General features: G+C 74.8%; 17 protein-coding genes. 7 read left to right on the top strand and 10 right to left on the bottom strand.

Going from position 1 to position 16,624, the window contains the following annotated elements:
* Nucleotides 1-45: 45 nt before the first annotated feature.
* Complete coding sequence (locus D7M15_RS17035; protein WP_121518309.1) at nt 46-651, top strand: PH domain-containing protein; 606 nt, start codon at nt 46-48, stop codon at nt 649-651.
* Nucleotides 648-2,048, top strand: coding sequence for a PH domain-containing protein (locus tag D7M15_RS17030; protein ID WP_121518308.1), 1,401 nt, complete (start codon nt 648-650; stop codon nt 2,046-2,048). The genes D7M15_RS17035 and D7M15_RS17030 overlap by 4 nt, the downstream gene beginning before the upstream one ends.
* Nucleotides 2,049-2,084: 36 nt before the next feature.
* Here D7M15_RS17030 and D7M15_RS17025 read toward each other — a convergent pair whose 3' ends face one another.
* Nucleotides 2,085-3,071, bottom strand: coding sequence for an SAM-dependent methyltransferase (locus D7M15_RS17025; protein WP_240649676.1), 987 nt, complete (start codon nt 3,069-3,071; stop codon nt 2,085-2,087).
* A gap of 240 nt (nt 3,072-3,311) precedes the next feature.
* Here D7M15_RS17025 and D7M15_RS17020 point away from each other — a divergent pair, with 240 nt between their 5' ends.
* Together D7M15_RS17020 and D7M15_RS17015 are read left to right on the top strand one after the other, a co-directional pair.
* A complete protein-coding gene (locus tag D7M15_RS17020) occupies nt 3,312-4,535 on the top strand; it encodes a sensor histidine kinase (RefSeq protein ID WP_121520896.1) in 1,224 nt (407 codons plus the stop codon).
* Nucleotides 4,536-4,613: 78 nt separating this feature from the next.
* The gene (locus tag D7M15_RS17015; RefSeq protein ID WP_121518306.1) at nt 4,614-5,294 is read left to right on the top strand and encodes a response regulator transcription factor; all 681 of its coding nucleotides are present in this window, start codon (nt 4,614-4,616) and stop codon (nt 5,292-5,294) included.
* Nucleotides 5,295-5,340: 46 nt separating this feature from the next.
* Here the strand turns inward: D7M15_RS17015 and D7M15_RS17010 are convergent, their stop codons facing one another.
* From D7M15_RS17010 to D7M15_RS16990, 5 genes are all read right to left on the bottom strand, one after another.
* Entirely contained in the window at nt 5,341-6,528 is a 1,188-nt protein-coding gene (locus D7M15_RS17010; RefSeq protein WP_121518305.1) for a beta-eliminating lyase-related protein, read from the bottom strand.
* Nucleotides 6,528-7,556, bottom strand: a complete 1,029-nt coding sequence (locus tag D7M15_RS17005) for a hypothetical protein (protein WP_121518304.1) — start codon at nt 7,554-7,556, stop codon at nt 6,528-6,530. Before D7M15_RS17005 ends, D7M15_RS17010 begins: the two co-directional genes overlap by 1 nt.
* Before the next feature lie 119 nt (nt 7,557-7,675).
* The gene (locus D7M15_RS17000; protein WP_240649344.1) at nt 7,676-8,626 is read right to left on the bottom strand and encodes an ABC transporter substrate-binding protein; all 951 of its coding nucleotides are present in this window, start codon (nt 8,624-8,626) and stop codon (nt 7,676-7,678) included.
* A 159-nt stretch (nt 8,627-8,785) separates the two neighbouring features.
* Nucleotides 8,786-9,562, bottom strand: coding sequence for an ABC transporter permease (locus D7M15_RS16995; RefSeq protein WP_206337378.1), 777 nt, complete (start codon nt 9,560-9,562; stop codon nt 8,786-8,788).
* A complete protein-coding gene (locus tag D7M15_RS16990; protein WP_121518302.1) occupies nt 9,559-10,242 on the bottom strand; it encodes an ABC transporter permease in 684 nt (227 codons plus the stop codon). Before D7M15_RS16990 ends, D7M15_RS16995 begins: the two co-directional genes overlap by 4 nt.
* A 67-nt stretch (nt 10,243-10,309) precedes the next feature.
* Here D7M15_RS16990 and D7M15_RS16985 point away from each other — a divergent pair, with 67 nt between their 5' ends.
* Nucleotides 10,310-11,482: a betaine/proline/choline family ABC transporter ATP-binding protein gene (locus D7M15_RS16985; RefSeq protein WP_121518301.1), complete on the top strand. Its 1,173-nt coding sequence runs from the start codon at nt 10,310-10,312 to the stop codon at nt 11,480-11,482.
* A 92-nt stretch (nt 11,483-11,574) separates the two neighbouring features.
* On the opposite strand, the gene D7M15_RS16980 is transcribed toward D7M15_RS16985, so the two are convergent.
* From D7M15_RS16980 to folB, 3 genes are read right to left on the bottom strand one after another with little or no spacing between them, the layout of a single operon-like run.
* Entirely contained in the window at nt 11,575-12,060 is a 486-nt protein-coding gene (locus tag D7M15_RS16980; RefSeq protein ID WP_121518300.1) for a DUF3180 domain-containing protein, read from the bottom strand.
* Nucleotides 12,061-12,073: 13 nt separating this feature from the next.
* Entirely contained in the window at nt 12,074-12,673 is a 600-nt protein-coding gene (folK, locus tag D7M15_RS16975) for a 2-amino-4-hydroxy-6-hydroxymethyldihydropteridine diphosphokinase (RefSeq protein WP_121518299.1), read from the bottom strand.
* Nucleotides 12,670-13,029, bottom strand: a complete 360-nt coding sequence (folB, locus tag D7M15_RS16970; protein ID WP_121518298.1) for a dihydroneopterin aldolase — start codon at nt 13,027-13,029, stop codon at nt 12,670-12,672. The genes folK and folB overlap by 4 nt, the downstream gene beginning before the upstream one ends.
* Nucleotides 13,030-13,469: 440 nt before the next feature.
* On the opposite strand from folB, the gene folP reads away from it, so the two are divergent.
* Together folP and D7M15_RS16960 are read left to right on the top strand one after the other, a co-directional pair.
* Entirely contained in the window at nt 13,470-14,330 is an 861-nt protein-coding gene (gene folP, locus D7M15_RS16965; protein WP_121518297.1) for a dihydropteroate synthase, read from the top strand.
* Nucleotides 14,327-14,782, top strand: a complete 456-nt coding sequence (locus D7M15_RS16960) for a nuclear transport factor 2 family protein (RefSeq protein ID WP_121518296.1) — start codon at nt 14,327-14,329, stop codon at nt 14,780-14,782. Before folP ends, D7M15_RS16960 begins: the two co-directional genes overlap by 4 nt.
* A 119-nt stretch (nt 14,783-14,901) precedes the next feature.
* Here the strand turns inward: D7M15_RS16960 and D7M15_RS16955 are convergent, their stop codons facing one another.
* Entirely contained in the window at nt 14,902-15,672 is a 771-nt protein-coding gene (locus D7M15_RS16955) for an alpha/beta fold hydrolase (protein ID WP_121518295.1), read from the bottom strand.
* Nucleotides 15,673-16,624: the final 952 nt, after the last annotated feature.

Raw genomic sequence — 16,624 nt, 5'->3', positions numbered from 1 at the left:
CCCCGGGAGCGCCCGCCCGCGCGGGGACGGGCCTACGCTGCACGCATGACCACGGACGGGGACAGGGACGGTACGGGCGCGGGGATACGTACGGGCGCCGGGACACGTACGGGCGCGGGCGGGCGTACGGACCCGGGGGCGGACGCCGCTCCGGAACCGACGGCGGACCCGGCCCCGGACCCGTACGCCGACACCCCCTGGCGCCCCGTCGAGCCCGCCCTCCTCCGGCTGCGCCGCCTCGTGCTGCTCGGCACGCTCCTCCCCGCCGCCGCCCTCGCGGGCGTGCTCCCCGCCGTGTTCGCCGCCCCCGTCTGGGCGCTGTGCGCGCTGCCGCCGCTGGCCGCGGCCGGGTGGGGCTGGGGCGCGCTGGCCCGCAACTGGCGCTCGTGGCGCTACGCGGAGCGCGCCGACGACCTGCTCATCTCGCGCGGCGTGCTGTGGCGCGGGCTGACGGTGGTGCCGTACGGGCGGATGCAGCTCGTCGAGGTCACCTCCGGCCCGTTGGAGCGCCGGCACGGCCTCGCCCGCCTCCAGCTGCACACCGCCGCCGCGACCACCGACGCCACCATCCCGGGGCTGTCGCCCGCCGAGGCGGAGCGGCTGCGGGACCGGCTCACGGAGCTGGGCGAGGCCCGTTCGGCGGGGCTGTGAACGCGCCCCGGCCGCCCGCGCCCACGGCGCCCGCCCCGTCGGAGGGCCGCCGCCTGCACCCCGTCACGCCGTGGCGGCGGGCGTGGGCGCCGGTCGCGGGCATCGCCGTCTTCGCGGTGCAGGACTTCGAGCGCGCCCGCCGGTGGTTCACCGAACTGACCCTGGGCTGGCTGCTGTTGGGCTTCGCCGTCCTGCTGCCGGTGGCGGGCGCGTACGGCTTCCTCTCCTGGTGGTTCACCCGCTACTCCGTGACGGACACCGAACTCCGCATCCGTACCGGCCTGTTCTTCCGCCGTACCGCCCACATCCGGCTGGACCGCGTCCAGGGCGTCGACGTGAGCCGCCCGCTACTCGCCCGCGTCGCGCAGGTCGCCAAGCTGAAACTGGACGTCGTCGGCACCGAGGCCCGCGACGAACTGGCGTACCTGGGCGAACGCGACGCCGTCGCCCTCCGCGCCGAACTCCTCGCGCGCGCCGCGGGCATGGCGCCCGAGGCCGCGCCGCTGGCGGGCGAGGCGCCGTCGCGCGAGCTGCTGCGGGTCCGTACGGGCACGCTCGTCACCGCGCTGCTGCTGAGCGGCGGCGTCTGGGCGGCGCTGGCCGCGGCGCTGGCGGTGCCGCCGGTCGTCTACCTGGTGGCGGGCAGCCCCTGGCCCGCGCTCGCCGTCGGGCTGCCCCTGCTGGGCGGGGTGTGGACGAGCAGCCTGGGGCGTTTCCTGACCGAGTTCGACTGGACGGTGGCGGAGTCGCCCGACGGCCTCCGCCTCGACCACGGCCTGCTCGACCGGGAGCACGCGACGGTGCCGCCGGGCCGCGTGCAGTACGTACGGGTCAGCGAACCGCTGCTGTGGCGCCGCCGCGGCTGGGTGCGCGTCGAGTTGGAGGTCGCGGGCGCGGCGAAGGGCGACAAGGGCGGCGCGAACGGCGTCCTGCTGCCCGTCGCGACGCGCGCCGACGCGGCCCGGGTGCTGGCGCGCGTACTGCCGGGCGCCGACCTGGCGGCGGCGGAGGCGGCGGCCGTCCGGTCCCCGGACCGGTCTCGCTGGTCGGCGCCCGTCCGCAGGCGCGGCTACGGGCAGGGGGTGACGGACGCGGTGTTCGTCACCCGGAACGGCCTGCTGCGGCGCCGTACGGAGCTGGTGCCGCACGCCAAGGTGCAGTCCGTACGGCTGCGGCAGGGGCCGTGGCAGCGGCGGTTGGGGCTGGCGGACGTCGTGGTGGACCACGGCGCGCGGGGCTGGGCGGCGGGGCGGCAGCGGGACGAGGCGGAGGCGTACGCGTTCGTCGCGGCCCAGGCGGAGCGCTCCCGTACGGGGCGCCGCGAGGCGGCCCCGGAACGGTGGCTGACGGGCGACGCGGGGGCGGCGGGTACGGGTACGGGCGCGGCGGGCGCGTGATCCGTACGGGCCGGGGCGGGGCGGGCGCCGACCGCCTCAGGCGAACGGGTCGGCCATCCCCACCGGGCACACCAGCCACGTGAACCCGCCCAGCCCGCCCGGGTCGGTCAGCTCCGCCGCCTCCCCCGCCGTACCCAGCGCGCGCACGTACGCCGCCGCGTCCGTCGTCGCCCACGACAGCGGCGGCCGCCCGCCGTGCACGCCGAGCGCGTGCAGCGCGGCGCGCTGCGTGTACGCCGTGCCGCCGCGCCCCGCGTGCGCGCCGCCCGCGCCGTCGCCGCCACCGCCGGCGCCGACCGCGGCGGCGCACGCGTCGAGCGCGACGTGCGCGGTGAGGTCGCGGCCGCCGTCGGGGACGGCGCGCACCTCGCGGCCGTCGAGGTAGCCGGTGAGGGTGCCGAACGGCGGCCGGTCGGCGCGCGTGTGCGCGTAGTCGACGGCGACGGCGAGGCCGCGCGCCAGCGTGCCCGCGGCGGCCGCCCACGCCTCGTCGCGCGTCCGCCCGATCTCCGCGCGCAGCCCCGGTTCCGGGCCCAGCGGCCACCAGCGTTCCAGCCAGCGCGCGTCCGCGCCGCCGACCGGGCCGCCGAGCCGCTCGCGGCCCGTACGGTCCACGCGTACGTAGCGCGCGACGCCGTCCGCGTCGACCTCCGCGACGTCCAGCGGCACGTTGTCCAGCCACTCGTTGGCGAACACGAGCCCCGTCACCGAACCCGGCGGCGGCAGCGCGTCCCGCCACTCCACGCGCGCGTCGAGCGCGGGCGGCCGGGGCGCGCGCTCCACGGCGCACGGGCGCAGGCGGCGCGCGAGCGCGCCGTCCACCTCGTCGAGCACGCCCGCGTGCAGCTCGCCGCGCCCCGCGCCGACGTCCAGCAGCGCCAGTTCGGCGGGCCGCCCCAGCGCGGCGTCCACCCGGTCCGTCAGCCGGGCGACGGCGCGCGCGAACAGGCGGGAGGCGTGCACCGACGTACGGAAGTGCGCCCCCGGCTCCTCCCGTACGAAGAACCCGCCCGGCCCGTACAGCGCCCGCTCCGTCGCGTCCCGCCAGCCGACGGGCGCGTCGCCCCGGGCGCCGGGCGCCGCGCCGGGCCCGTCCGTACCGTCCTCGTGCACGCCGCCACCGTACGGGCACCCCGCGCGGCGTACGGCGCCAGACCCGGGCCCCGCGGACGGTCCGCCTCCACCTTGGGGAGTAGGTGAGCGGTCCACGGATCGCCCGTCCGGCTGACCCTGAACGTACTCACCGTGCATACGCTGGGTGACGTGCATCGCATCTATGACTTCATCCGCCGACACCCCACGTGGGTGGACAGCTTCTACGCCGTCCTCCTCCTGGCGCTGTCCGCCGCATGGATCATCGCGAGCACCCAGGCCGACTTCGAGGGGGCGGCGCTGGGCACGAAGGAGCAGGTCGCCGCCGTCCCCGTCTCGCTGGCGCTGAGCCTCGTCGTCGCCCTCCGCCGCCGCCTCCCCGAGAAGATGCTGGTGCTGGCGTGTGCCACGGGGCTGGTGCAGCTCGTGACGAACGTCCAGGTGTTCGTCGGGAACTTCGCGTTCCTCGTGATCATCTTCACCGTCGCCTCACGGACCGTGCCGTGGGCGTCGCGGCTCGCCCTCGCCGGGGCGTTCCTGGCGCCGACGATCGCCACGTTCCGCTGGCCCAGCCCCAACCAGGACGCCTTCGAGGACGCCCTCGGCGCCATACTGATGACGGCCTGCTTCGTCCTCGCCTGGGTGATGGGCGACTCGCTGCGCACCCGGCAGGCGTACTACAAGCAGCTGGAGGAGCGCGCCGCGCGCCTGGAGAAGGAGCGGGAGGCGCAGGCCAAGGTGGCCGTCGCCGCCGAACGCGCCCGGATCGCCCGCGAGCTGCACGACGTCGTCGCGCACAACGTCTCGGTGATGGTCGTGCAGGCAGACGGCGCCGCGTACGTGCTGGACACCGCGCCCGACCAGACCCGGCAGGCGCTGGAGACGATCTCCGGCACCGGCCGCCAGGCACTCGCGGAGATGCGCCGCCTGCTGGGCGTGCTGCGCACCGGCGAGCAGTCCAAGGAGAGCGGCGAGTACGTGCCGCAGCCCGGCGTGGAGCAGCTGAACGAGCTGGTGGACCAGGTGCGCGGGACGGGCCTGACGGTCGCGTTCGAGATCCAGGGCACCCCGCGTCCGCTGCCGAGCAGCGTCGAGCTGACCGCGTACCGCATCGTGCAGGAGGCCCTCACCAACACCCGCAAGCACGGCGGTCCCCGCGTCGGGGCGAACGTGCGGCTGCGGTACGGCGACGGCGAGCTGGCGCTCCTCGCGGAGGACGACGGGCGGGGCGCGCAGCGCGACGTGTACGAGGACGGCGGTACGGACGGCCTCGGGCACGGGCTGATCGGCATGCGGGAACGCGTCGGCATGGTCGGCGGGAACCTGGAGGCCGGTCCCCGGCCGGGCGGCGGCTTCCGGATCTGCGCGGTGCTGCCGCTCAAGAGCGCGCCCTGACCCCAACGGCCGGGGGCGCGCCCCGGCGCGTACCGCACGGAGAGACTTCACCCCAGGCAGAGAGGGAGGGCGCGGCGCATGGCCATCCGCGTGATGCTCGTCGACGACCAGGCGCTGCTGCGCACCGGATTCCGCATGGTGCTGGCGGCGCAGCCCGACATGGAGGTGGTCGCGGAGGCGGGGGACGGGCTCCAGGCCCTGGACATCCTGCGCGCCACGAGCGTGGACGTCGTCCTGATGGACGTCCGCATGCCGAACCTGGACGGCGTCGAGACCACCCACCGGATCTGCGAACGCGGCGAGGGCGGCCCGGGGCAGCCGAAGGTGCTGATCCTCACCACGTTCGACCTGGACGAGTACGCGTTCACCGCGCTCAAGGCCGGGGCCAGCGGCTTCATGCTGAAGGACGTGCCGCCCGGCGAGCTGCTGACGGCCATCCGCGCCGTGCACAGCGGTGACGCCGTCGTCGCGCCGAGCACCACCCGGCGGCTCATCGACCGCTTCTCCACCGTGCTGCCCGCCGCCACCCCGGCGCCGCTCAGCCACGGCATGGAGCGGCTGACGGAACGCGAGCGGGAGGTGCTGACGTTCGTCGCGCAGGGCATGTCCAACGGCGAGATCGCCGCGCACCTCGTCCTGTCGGAGGCCACCGTGAAGACGCACGTGGGCCGCATCCTGACCAAGCTGGAGCTGCGGGACCGGGTGCAGGCCGTGGTGCTCGCGTACGAGACGGGGCTGGTGCGCGCGGGCGGGCGCTGAGCCCGTACGGGGTAGGGGGCGCGCGGTCCCGGCGTCCCGGCGCGGGTCAGCGGACGCGCGCCAGGAACCCCGCCGCGGCCTCCGCCACGTCCGCCGCCGTCCACGCCAGGCCGGGCGCGGCCACCGTCACCTCGGCGACGGCGACACCCGGCGGCCCGGCGTCCGACCAGCCGCGGAACAGCACGGTGCCGGTCTCCTCCGCGAGCCGCACGGACGCCTCCGTCAGCACCTCCGCGTCGTACGGCAGCCACACCGAGAACTGGTGCGTGTGCGGCACCTCCGGCCCGATCCGGAACCACGGCACCGGGCCGGCCGCCGACCCGGAACCCCCGGCGCCCCCGGCCCCGCCGCCGAACGCCTCGCGCAGCGCCGCCGCGACGACCTTCGCCCGCGCCGCGTACTCCGGCAGCCGGGGCAGCTCGCGGTCGAGGCCGACCAGCGCGGACAGCGCGGCGGGCCACTGCTGGAACAGCTGGCCGCCGTACCGGTGCCGCCAGGCCACCGCCTCCTCGACCAGCGACGCGGGGCCGGCGAGCGCGGCGCCGGACAGGCCGCCCAGCGACTTGTAGAACGACACGTACACGCTGTCCGCGAGCCCGGCCAGCTCCGGCAGCCCGCGCCCGTAGTGCGCGGTGCACTCCCAGAGCCGCGCGCCGTCGAGGTGGACGACGGCGTCCCGGTCGCGCGCGGCGTCGACGGCGCCGGTCAGCTCGTCCCAGTCGGGCAGGACGAACCCCGCGTCGCGCAGGGGAAGTTCGAGGGCGAGGGTGCCGAACGGCTCGGCCAGGTCGCGTACTTCGTCCCCGGTCGGGTTGCGCGGCGCGCTCGTCGGGTGGACCACGCGGAGGCCGGTCAGCTGGGTGAGGGCGTCCCGTTCCCAGCGTTCGGGGTGGGCGAGCGGGTGCATGGCGACCGTACGGTTGCCGGTGCGGTCCGCCCAGCAGCGGAGCGCCACCTGTTGCGCCATGGTGCCGGAGGGGAAGAAGGCGGCGGCTTCGGTGCCGAGGAGGTCGGCGGTACGGCGTTCCAGGGCGGCGACGACACCGTCGCCGTAGACGTCGGTCCAGTCGTCCAGGTCGTACGCCGACGGCGCCTCGTCCGCCAGCCGGGCCAGCCGCTGGGCGAGGGTGCCGGAGACGGGGCCGTCCGCGAGGCGGCGCGTGGCTCCGGCCCAGGCGGCGAGGCGGCGGCGGTGCGCGAGGTCCTGGGGGTCGGGCGACGGGGCGTCGGGCATCAGGGGATCGCGCTCCGCAGCTCCGCGATGTCGAGGGCGGCGGGCTCGTCGGGGGCGTCCACCGCCTCGGGCGCGTCGGGCGCGTCGGTTCCGTGGGGCGCGTCGGGCGCGTCGGTTCCGTGGGGCGCGTCGGGCGCGGGCTCCGCGTCCGCCGGTACGTCCTCCACCCGTACGTCCCGCGCCGCGTCGGCCCGTACGTCCCGCGCGCCGGGCCCGCCGGGTATCCGTCCCGGTTCCGCCTCCGCTTCCGCCTCCGGCCCGCCCCCGGTCGACCCGCCCGCCGCGGGTGCGGACCCTCGCGGGGCGGCACCGCCCGTACCGAAGAAGTCGAAGCCGCCGATCTCCCGGCTCGGCGCCGCCGCCCGCCGCTCCGCCTCGGCCCGTTCCCGCTCGACGCGCGCGGTCTCCGCCGCGCGCCGCTCCGCCTGGCGCTCGGCGTTCCGCTTGAGGTGCCGGAGGGCGTCGTCGGCCTGGAGGTACGTGAGCGGGGTGGGCGCCCCGGAGGGCTTGCGGTGGTCGGTGGCGCCCGCCGTGAGGGCGCGGGTCGGCTCGGCCGCCTCCAGGGCCAGCAGCCGCCGCCCCTCCAGGGCGTTGGCGCGGCCCGCCTCGGCGTGCGCGTACCGCCGCAGGAGCGCGGCGTGCTCCGTGCGCAGGCGGGCCAGTTCGGCGCGCTTGTCGCGCAGCCTGGTCTCCAGCCGCGTCCGCACCTCGCGGGACTCGGCGAGATCGCCCTCCAGGTCGGCCTGGCGTTCCTCGGCCCGCCACTCCGTGCTGGCCTGCCGTGCCTTCAGCTCCGTGACGCGCCGCCCGGCCGTGCGGTCCCACCGCCGGGCCAGCGTCGCGCCCGCGACGCCGGTGAGCGCCGCCGCCGTGGCGAGGACGCGCAGCGCGACCGTGTCGCCGTCACCGGAACCGGGCCCGCCGACCAGCCAGGCCGCGCCCGCGCAGACCAGCGCGCCGGCGCCGACGGCCGCCGCGGGCAGGAGCCGGTGCAGAGACGGCGAATGGCGATGGCGTCCACGTGGCATGGCCTGAAATTTACCGTGTGTACCCCGATCCGCGACAGCGTGTACGAGGCATTGTTTCCGCCCGCGGACGGCGTACGGGCGGCCCGTCCGCCCGGCCCGTACGCCCCCGCGCCCCGCGCTCAGCCGATGAGCTTCTTCGACTTGAGGAACTCCTCGGCCACGTCCTCCGGCTTCTCCCGCTGCGAGTCCACGCTGCGGTTCATCTCGACGAGGTCCTGTGTGGTGAGCGCCCCGGTGACCTTGTTCAGCGCCTCCGCGACGTCCGCGCCACCCGCGTCCTTGGCGTTGACGACCGGCAGCACGTTGTCCGCGTTCTGGAGCTTCTTGTCGTCCTCCAGCACCACCAGCCCGAAGTCCTTCAGGGTGCCGTCCGTGGTCGTCGTCAGCACCATCTGGTCGGTGCCGTCCTTGACCGCCTGCTTCGACTGGACGGTGCCGACGCCCTTGGGGTCGATCCCGGTGACGTCGATGCCGTACTTCTTCTCCAACCCCGGGCGGCAGAACGGGCGTTCCGCGCACTCCTCGCCCGCCGCCACCTTGACCTCGACCCCGGCCCTCCCCAGGTCGGTGAGCGTCTTGAGCTTGTTCTCCTTCGCGAACTTCTCCGTGACCGCGAACGCGTTCTGGTCCACGGCCTCGCCGCTGTCCAGCACCTTCAGGCCACGCGGTTCGGCGAGCTTGGTCAGGGCGGCGACGGTCTTGTCGACGTCGCTGGAGGCGACCGGCTCCTCGGTGGCGGCGTCGGCGCCGTTCACCTTCGCGTTCAGGAACTCGGCGAGGGTCGCGGCGTACTCCGGTACGACGTCGATCTGCCCCTTCTCCAGGGCGGGCGCGTACAGTTCGCGGTTGCTCAGCGTCTTGATGTCGGTGTCGAAGCCCGCGTCGGAGAGCACCTTGGCGTAGAGGTTCGCCATGATCTTCGACTCGGTGAACCCGGCCGAGCCGACCGTGAGCGACTTCTTGGAGCCGCCGGAGTCGCCGCCGGACGAGCCCTCGTCGTCCTTCGACTCCAGGCTGTCCCCGCCGCAGCCCGCGAGGGTCAGGGCCAGGGCGCCGACCGCGAGGGCCACGCCTGCCCTGCCTGCTCTACGGCGTACGGGAGCGGTGCGCGCGGAGGTGCGCGTGGGGGTCGTTGCGTTCACTGTGATTCCGTCCGGTTGCTCGTATCGGGAAAGGACTCGGGGACTTCGCGCGCCGCGCGGCCGTCACCGCGGCCGACTCGGCCGCCGTCACGGGGCCGCGCTCTTCTCCGGCTGCCGCACCTCGGCCGCGCCGGTCCCGCCGGTCGCCGGGGGTACGGCGTCCGCGCCGGGCGCGGCGGCCGCTCCCCGTACCGCGCGCTTGCGCAGCGGGTCGACCAGGTGGCCCACGACGACCATCAGGCCCTCGACGGCCAGGGCCAGCAGCGCGACGAGCACGGCCCCGGCCACCACCTGCGGGGTGTCGTACGTCTGGAAACCGGCCGTGATGATCCGGCCGAGGCCGCCGCCGCCGGGCAGGGCCGCGAGCGTCGCGGTGGCGACGACCTGCACGGCCGCCGACCGTACGCCCGCCATGATCAGCGGGAACGCGAGCGGCACCTCGACCCGGGACAGCAGCTGCCGCCCGGACATGCCCATGCCGCGCGCGGCCTCGACGACGTCGCGGTCGGCCTCGCGGATGCCCACGTACGCGTTCGTGAGCAGCGGCGGTACGGCGAAGAGGACCAGCGCGATCGTCGTCGCCCAGTCGCCGTGCTTGCCCAGGGGGCTCATGGTGAGCAGGACGAGGACGGCGAACGTGGGTACGGCGCGGCCCGCGTTGGAGATGTTGATGGCCAGGGCGCCGCCCCGGCCGACGTGGCCGAGCCACAAGGCGATCGGCAGGGCGAGGGCGCAGGCCAGGCCGAGGCTGGTCACGGTGAGGAAGACGTGCTCCGTCACGCGCTGCCACGCGCCGTCGGCGCCCGACCAGTTGGAGCCGTCGGTCAGCCAGGTCCAGACGTCGGGGATCGTTCCGAGGTTCACCGCGCGCTCTCCGCTCCGGCACGGTGCCGCACCCACGGCGTCAGCACCCGTTGCAGTCCGAGCAGAAGGACGTCCGACACCACGGCGAGCAGTACGCAGATGGCCGAGGCGGTCAGGACTTCTGCCTTGAAGAAGCTCTCCATGCCGCTGTAGATGAGGTTGCCCAGGCCGCCGTAGCCGACGATGGCGCCCACGGTGGTGAGCGAGATGGCCGACACGGTGGTGATCCGGACGCCCGCGAGCAACGCGGGGAGGATGAGGGGGAGTTCGACTCCGAGGAGGAGCTGCCGCCGCCCGTAGCCCATGCCCTGCGCGGCCTCGCGCACGTCGCGCGGGACGGCGTCGAGTCCGGCGAGGATGTTCCGTACGAGGACGGTCAGCGAGTAGAGCACGAGGCCCGTGACGACGACGGCGGCCGAGACGCCGAAGACGGGCAGCAGCAGCGCGAACATCGCGAGGGACGGCACGGTGTAGAGCACCGTGGTCAGTCCGAGCACCGGCCCCTGGCCCCAGCGGCGGGCCGCGAGGGCCAGCGGGAAGGCCACCAACAGGCCGATGAGCACGGCGGACAGGGCGATCCCCACGTGCTGGGCGGTGGCGTCGAGCAGCTCCTCCTTACGGGTGCGGACGTACTCCCCGCATATCCACTCGTTGGCGGCGAGACAATCCGTGCTGGTCACAGGTCACATCCATGGCGCTCAACGATCGTTCCCGACCTAACTGCTCGGAATACTGTCACTATGAAGTGTGATTCGTTTCGAACAGGTCAGCAAGCGCTACCGCGACGGAACCGTGGCTGTGAACGACCTCACCTTCCAGGTCGCGGAGGGTGAACTGGTCACGCTCGTCGGTCCGTCCGGTTGCGGCAAGACGACGACGATGAAAATGGTGAACCGCCTGATCGAACCCTCGGAAGGCCGGATCTTCCTCGACGGCACCGACATCGCGACGATCGACCCCGTCGATCTGCGCCGCCAGATGGGATACGTGATCCAGCAGGTCGGGCTGCTCCCGCACAAGACCGTGCTGGAGAACACCGCGACCGTGCCCCGCCTGCTGGGCTGGAAACGCGCGGCGTCCCGCACCCGCGCGGCCGAGCTCCTCGAACTCGTCGGGCTGGACCCGGCGGTGCACGGCCCCCGCTACCCCGACCAGCTCTCCGGCGGCCAGCGCCAACGCGTCAGCGTGGCACGGGCGCTGGCGGCCGACCCGCCGGTGCTGCTCATGGACGAGCCGTTCGGGGCGGTGGACCCGCTCGTACGGGAGCACCTCCAGAACGAGTTCCTGAACCTCCAGGAGACCGTGCGCAAGACCATCCTCTTCGTCACCCACGACATCGAGGAGGCCGTACGCCTCGGGGACCGCATCGCCGTCTACGGGCACGGGCGCATCGAGCAGTTCGACGCCCCCGCCCGGGTGCTGGACTCCCCCGCGACGGACTACGTGGCCGAGTTCGTCGGCGCGGACCGGGGGCTGAAGCGGCTCGCGGTGACGCAGATCCAGCCGGACGACCTCGAACAGCCGCCGGTCATCCGCCTCGGCGACCGGCCGCGCGACGCGGCGGCGCGGCTGCGCGAGGCCGACTCGCGGTGGGCGGTCGTCCTCGACGGCAAGGGCGAGCTGCGCGGCTGGGTGTCGGCCGGGTCGCTGGCCTCGAAGGAGGCCGACGGCGCGGAGACCGTGGAGCCGTTCACGCGCCGGATGACGGCGTGGCTGCCGTTCGACGCGTCGCTCAAGCAGGCGTTCAGCACGATGCTCCAGCACGACGCGGGGTGGATCGCGGTGCTGGACGAGAACGAGCTGTTCGCGGGCGTCCTCACCCCCGCCGCGCTGCACGAGGCGCTGCGGCACTCGGTGGGGCAGCTGAAGGGGGACGAACCGCGGGAGGTCGTCTCCGTGTCGGACGCCGCCGACGCCTGAGCCGGGCGGGACTCCTACGACAGGGGCCCGTACGACAGGGACTCACCCTGCCGTACGGGCCCCGCTACGTCGTACGCCGTGCCCGCGCCCCGCTACGCCGTCGCCGCCCGCGGGGTGTCGTCGTCGTCCTCGGGGAGTCGGCACACCCGCTCCAGGAAGACCGCCGCGGCGACCACGGCGACGCCCGTCAGCACGGACAGCCCCGCGTACAGCGCCTGCTCACGGCGGGCCGCCAGATCCAGGTCGTTCAGCAGCAGGAACACGCCCGTGCCGCCGTACGTCCCCGCCACCAGCGCCGCCACGAACGCGCTCGCCTGCCCGAAGACCACGGCGCGCGCCGCCATCATCGGCTCGACGCCCTTCGCCCCGGGCACCCGCTCCCGCTGCGCCCGCAGCCGCGACCGCAGCGACAGCGCCGTCGCCAGCAGCACGGCGGCGATCAGCGCCAGCACCACGGGCGCGGCGACGGGCACGCTCGGCAGCGCGTCGAGCGCGTCGAGCATCCGGGCACCGGCCCAGGACAGGACGGCGGCCACGGCGAAGAGACCGGCCAACGTCCTGATGCGCAGTTGTCTCACGTGCTCACCAACGTCAGTCGGGCATGGTCAGTTCCATGTCGGTGCGCGGCGTGACGCCCTCGCGGCCGACCTCCGCCAGCAGCTCCGCCACCGCCCCTCGGCCCGGCACCTCCGCCTCCGGGTCGACGTCGTGCCACGGCACCAGTACGAACGCCCGCTCGTGCGCGCGCGGGTGCGGCAGCGTGAGCACGGGGTCGTCGGAGACGACGTCCTGGTACGTCACGATGTCCACGTCGATCGGGCGCGGCTCGTACCGCTGGGCGCCGCGCACCCGATCGAGCGCCTCCTCGATGGCCTGGCCCCGTTCCAGCAGGGACGAGGGCGGCAGGGTCGTCTTCACGAGGACCACCGCGTTGTAGTACGCCCGCTGGCTCCCCGGCTCGACGCCCCACGGCTCCGTCTCGTACACGGGCGAGATCGCCTTCACACGCAGTCCCGGCGTGTCCGCGAGGGCGTCGACGGCGCTCTGGAGGCGTTCCATCCGGTTGCCGAGGTTGCTGCCGAGCGCGACGACGGCGCGGCGCGGGTTGTGGAGGGTGGCGTCGGCCGCGTCGACCGTGTGCACCACGGAAGCGGGTACCGGCTGTACGGTCGGGTCGCTGTTCGGTGTCATGCGCGGCTCCGCTTGATAGTGAGGGTCACGTCGTCGAAGGGGACGGTGATCGGGGCTTCCGGCTTGTGCACGACCACCTCCACCTCCTGTACTTCCGGGTGTGCGAGGCAGGTGTCGGCGACGCGCTGCGCGAGCGTCTCGATCAGGTCGACGGGCTCGCCCGCCACCACCGCGACGACCTCCTCCGCGACGACGCCGTAGTGGACGGTGCGGGTGAGGTCGTCACCCTCGGCGGCGGGCCGCGTGTCCAGGCCGAGCACGACGTCCACGACGAAGGTCTGCCCTTCCTCCCGTTCCCGTTCGAACACGCCGTGATGCCCGCGGGCCCTGAGCCCGCGCAGTGCGACGCGGTCCACGCGGCAACACTCCCGTCGTTACGTCCGTGCGCGCCCCGTGGGGCGCGCCGTGCTTGCTGTGGCCGTGCTCGTCCCGGCCCGCCTGGTGTGGTCGTGCGCTGGTGGTACGTGGTCGTGCGCGGTGGTGCGTGGTCCTGCGCGGTCCTGTCCTGCCCGGTCGGCGGTCGGGCGACGCGGGCGCGTCGAAATCTACCCGCGGGCACCCGCCCGCCCCGCCTCCGGGGTGACGGCCCGCGGGCCGCCCCGCCCGCGGCGGTTCCGGCCGCTTACCCGGAACCGGACGGCGGCACTCCCCCGCGCCGCCGCCGGGCCGCTCCCGTACGGGTGGTTCCGCGCACCGCCCGTACGGCGAAGCACCCGAAAGGGGTGGCTCGCGGCGGCGCGTACGGGCGGGGGCGGGCGGGCCCGGCGCCGGCGTACGGCGGCACTACGCTGGACCCATGAGTGCGTTGCGCGGCCGGATCGCCGGTCTGCCGGACCTGGACCGGTGTGCGGTGATGGGCGTGGTGAACGTCACGCCGGACTCCTTCTCCGACGGCGGCCGGTGGTTCGACGCCGAAGCCGCCGTCAAGCGCGGCCTGGACCTCGCCGCGCAGGGCGCCGATCTGGTCGACGTGGGCGGCGAGTCCACCCGGCCCGGCGCCGCGCGGGTGGACGAGGCGGAGGAGCTGCGCCGGGTGCTGCCCGTCGTGCGCGGGCTGGCGTCCGGCGGGGTGCCGGTGAGCGTCGACACGATGCGGGCGCGCGTGGCCGAACAGGCCCTGGAGGCGGGCGCGTCGATGGTCAACGACGTGAGCGGCGGCCTGTCCGACCCGGCCATGGTGCCCGCCGTCGCGGCGGCCGGGGTGCCGTTCGTGGTGATGCACTGGCGCGGCCGGTCGATCGACATGAACAACCGGGCGTCGTACGGGGACGTGGTCACCGAGGTCCTCACCGAGCTGCGCGCCTCCCTGGACCGGGCCGTCGCGGGCGGCGTCGACGCGGACCGCATCGTCGTGGACCCGGGGCTCGGCTTCGCCAAGCGCGCCGAGCACGACCTGGCGCTGCTCGCCCAACTGCCCCGGCTGCGCGCCGAGTTGGGCCGCCCGCTGCTGGTGGCGGCGTCCCGCAAGCGGTTCCTCGGGCATGTGCTGACCCGCCCGGACGACGCCGGTCCGCCGCCCGCGCGGGAGCGCGACGCGGCCACCGCCGCGGTCTCCGCGCTCGCGGCGCGGGACCGCGCGTGGGCGGTACGGGTGCACGAGGTACGGGCGAGCGCCGACGCCGTACGGGTCGCGCGGGCCGTCGAGGGCGCCGCGTGAGCGGGGCGCGTACGGACGTCGAGGCGGTCGAGGCGGCCAACACCGCGCTCTACGACGCGGTGGAGAACGGCGACGCGGACGCCATGGGCGCGCTGTGGCTGGACGACGGGGTGAGCGTGGTGCACCCGGGCTGGCCGGTGCTGACGGGGCGGGACGAGGTGCTGCGCTCGTACGCCCTGATCATGGCGAACACGGAGTACATCCAGTTCTTCCTGACCGACGTGGAGGTGTCCGTGGAGGGCGACACCGCGCTGGTCAGCTGCACCGAGAACATCCTCAGCGGCGGCCCGGCCGAGGACGACGGCTCCGCGGGCCCGCTGGTGGGCGGCCTGGTGGTGGCGACCAACCTCTTCCGCCGTACGGAGGACGGGAGTTGGAAGGTGTGGTCGCACCACGGCTCGCCCGTGCTGGTGGAGGGCGAGGACGAGGACGGCGAAGAGGACGAGCTGTGAGCCACGCCGCCGCGCCCGCCCGTACGCCCGTACGCCGCCCCCTCAACCCCGGTGCGGCGCCCCGGAGTTGACCGGGGCACCGGAGACCGGCGCGGCGGGGGCGGTGTGCCGACGGGCCGTCAGACCCGCAGCGTCGCCATGTCGATGAACGAGGAGACCTCCGCGAGCACGGACGGCGCCTGCGCGTTGAGGTAGAAGTGGCCGCCGGAGAAGGTGCGCGTCCGGAACGTGTTGGAGGTGTGCCGCTCCCACGCGCGCACCTCGGCGGGCGTCACCTGCGGGTCGTCGTCGCCGTTGAGGGCGATGACGGGGCAGCTCAGCGGGGGCTGCGCGGGACGGTGCCGGTACGTCTGCACGGCGCGGTAGTCGCCGCGTATCGCCGGGAGGATGATCCGCAGCAGGTCGTCGTTGGCGAAGACCTCCACGTCGGTGCCGCTGAGCTTCTTCATCTCCCGGATGAGGCTCTCGTCGCTGCCCGGGTCCTCGCGCTCGCTGCCGCGGTACGTGGACGGCGCGCGCCGCCCGGAGGCGAACAGGCCGAGCGGGTTGACGCCGCGCTCCTCCAGCCGGGTCGCGACCTCGTAGGCGAGGAGCGCGCCCATGCTGTGACCGAAGAGGGTCAGCGGGCGGTCGGACCAGTCCAGCAGGTCCTCGGTGATGCGGTCCGCGAGGGTGTGGATGCTGCCGACCGGGGCCTCCGTACGGCGGTCCTGGCGCCCCGGGTACTGGATGGCGAGCACGTCCACCTCGGGCGACAGCGCCCTGGAGACGGGGAAGTAGAACGACGCCGAGCCACCCGCGTGCGGAAAGCAGACCAGCCTCGTGGCGGCGTCGGGCGCGGGGTGGAACCGCCGTACCCAGGCGTTCGCTTGCAGGGTTGCTCCGACCATGGGTGTTCCGGTCCCTTCGGGTCTCGTCTGCGCTGCGGCTGGTTCCGGGCACCGTCGCGGGGCCGGGCGGCCCGTACGACCCTTCGAGTATCGGCCGACGTCAGGGGCCCGCGCACCGGGCACCACCCCCCTGAAAAGCCGTTTCGACCCCCTACATCCGCCGTCCACGTACACCGGACAGGGGGTGGTTACGTACACCTGACGGGCGGTACTCAGGTACACCCGGGGGCCGGTAGGGGTTCCTGGGGCGGGGTCCGTTCACGTGTACGGGTGGGGTACGGGGATATCCCGCGCACTCCCTCCCGGCGTACGGGCGGCGCGGTCGGCCGAAGATCCCGGGGGCATATCGCGCGGCGGGCCGTCCCGCGCGGGGATCACCTCGGAGAGGCGCTTCGGTGTCGGCGGAGAACACGCGCCGGTGCGGGCCCCATTCGCACGGGGAGCCCTCGGGGCAAAGCTGTGAGGGGAGCCTTACCGGGCGTCAGCGTGGTCTTTCGAAAACCCCTTGTTGTACCCGGAGGCGACGGGGGCTAATCACACCGGATGCGCTCTCGTCCCCACTCATCAACAGCCCCCGGTCCAGGGGATGTCCGAGATCCACAGAGCGTTGTCCTCTACCTAGAGCTCTACCTCTCGCAATCACGACCACGTCCGCCCCTACCGCCGGGTAGCCGCGACCTGGAAGAACGCCGCGCGATACCCCCTGGGCACACCCCCGCCGCACCCGCGACGCCCCACCCGGACGCCGCCCGACCCGACGCACACGACCACCGCACCACCGCCCCCCGCCCGCGCACGCCAGGGCATCGGTGCTGGCCACCCCGGCCTTCCGCGCCCCGCGCGCGCCGAACCGCGCGGCACGGGAAGGGCCCCGGGAAGGGGCCGCGGAACGGCCGCCGGAAGGAGCCGGGAAGGGCACGGGGAGAACCCGCGCGCGATCTTCCCGGCGCAC

This window comes from Streptomyces sp. Z26, assembly GCF_003665095.1.
Lineage (GTDB): Bacteria > Actinomycetota > Actinomycetes > Streptomycetales > Streptomycetaceae > Streptomyces > Streptomyces phytohabitans.
This window is presented reverse-complemented; position numbering and strand designations above follow the sequence as displayed.

Excerpts from the sequence above, each read along its gene's own strand:
- D7M15_RS17035 (WP_121518309.1), top strand. The coding sequence starts at position 46 with ATGACCACGGACGGGGACAGGGACGGTACGGGCGCGGGGATACGTACG.
- D7M15_RS17010 (WP_121518305.1), bottom strand. The coding sequence starts at position 6,528 with ATGCCCGACGCCCCGTCGCCCGACCCCCAGGACCTCGCGCACCGCCGC.
- folP (WP_121518297.1), top strand. The coding sequence starts at position 13,470 with ATGAGTGCGTTGCGCGGCCGGATCGCCGGTCTGCCGGACCTGGACCGG.
- D7M15_RS17005 (WP_121518304.1), bottom strand. The coding sequence starts at position 7,556 with ATGCCACGTGGACGCCATCGCCATTCGCCGTCTCTGCACCGGCTCCTG.
- D7M15_RS16955 (WP_121518295.1), bottom strand. The coding sequence starts at position 15,672 with ATGGTCGGAGCAACCCTGCAAGCGAACGCCTGGGTACGGCGGTTCCAC.
- D7M15_RS17015 (WP_121518306.1), top strand. The coding sequence starts at position 4,614 with ATGGCCATCCGCGTGATGCTCGTCGACGACCAGGCGCTGCTGCGCACC.
- folK (WP_121518299.1), bottom strand. The coding sequence starts at position 12,673 with ATGACACCGAACAGCGACCCGACCGTACAGCCGGTACCCGCTTCCGTG.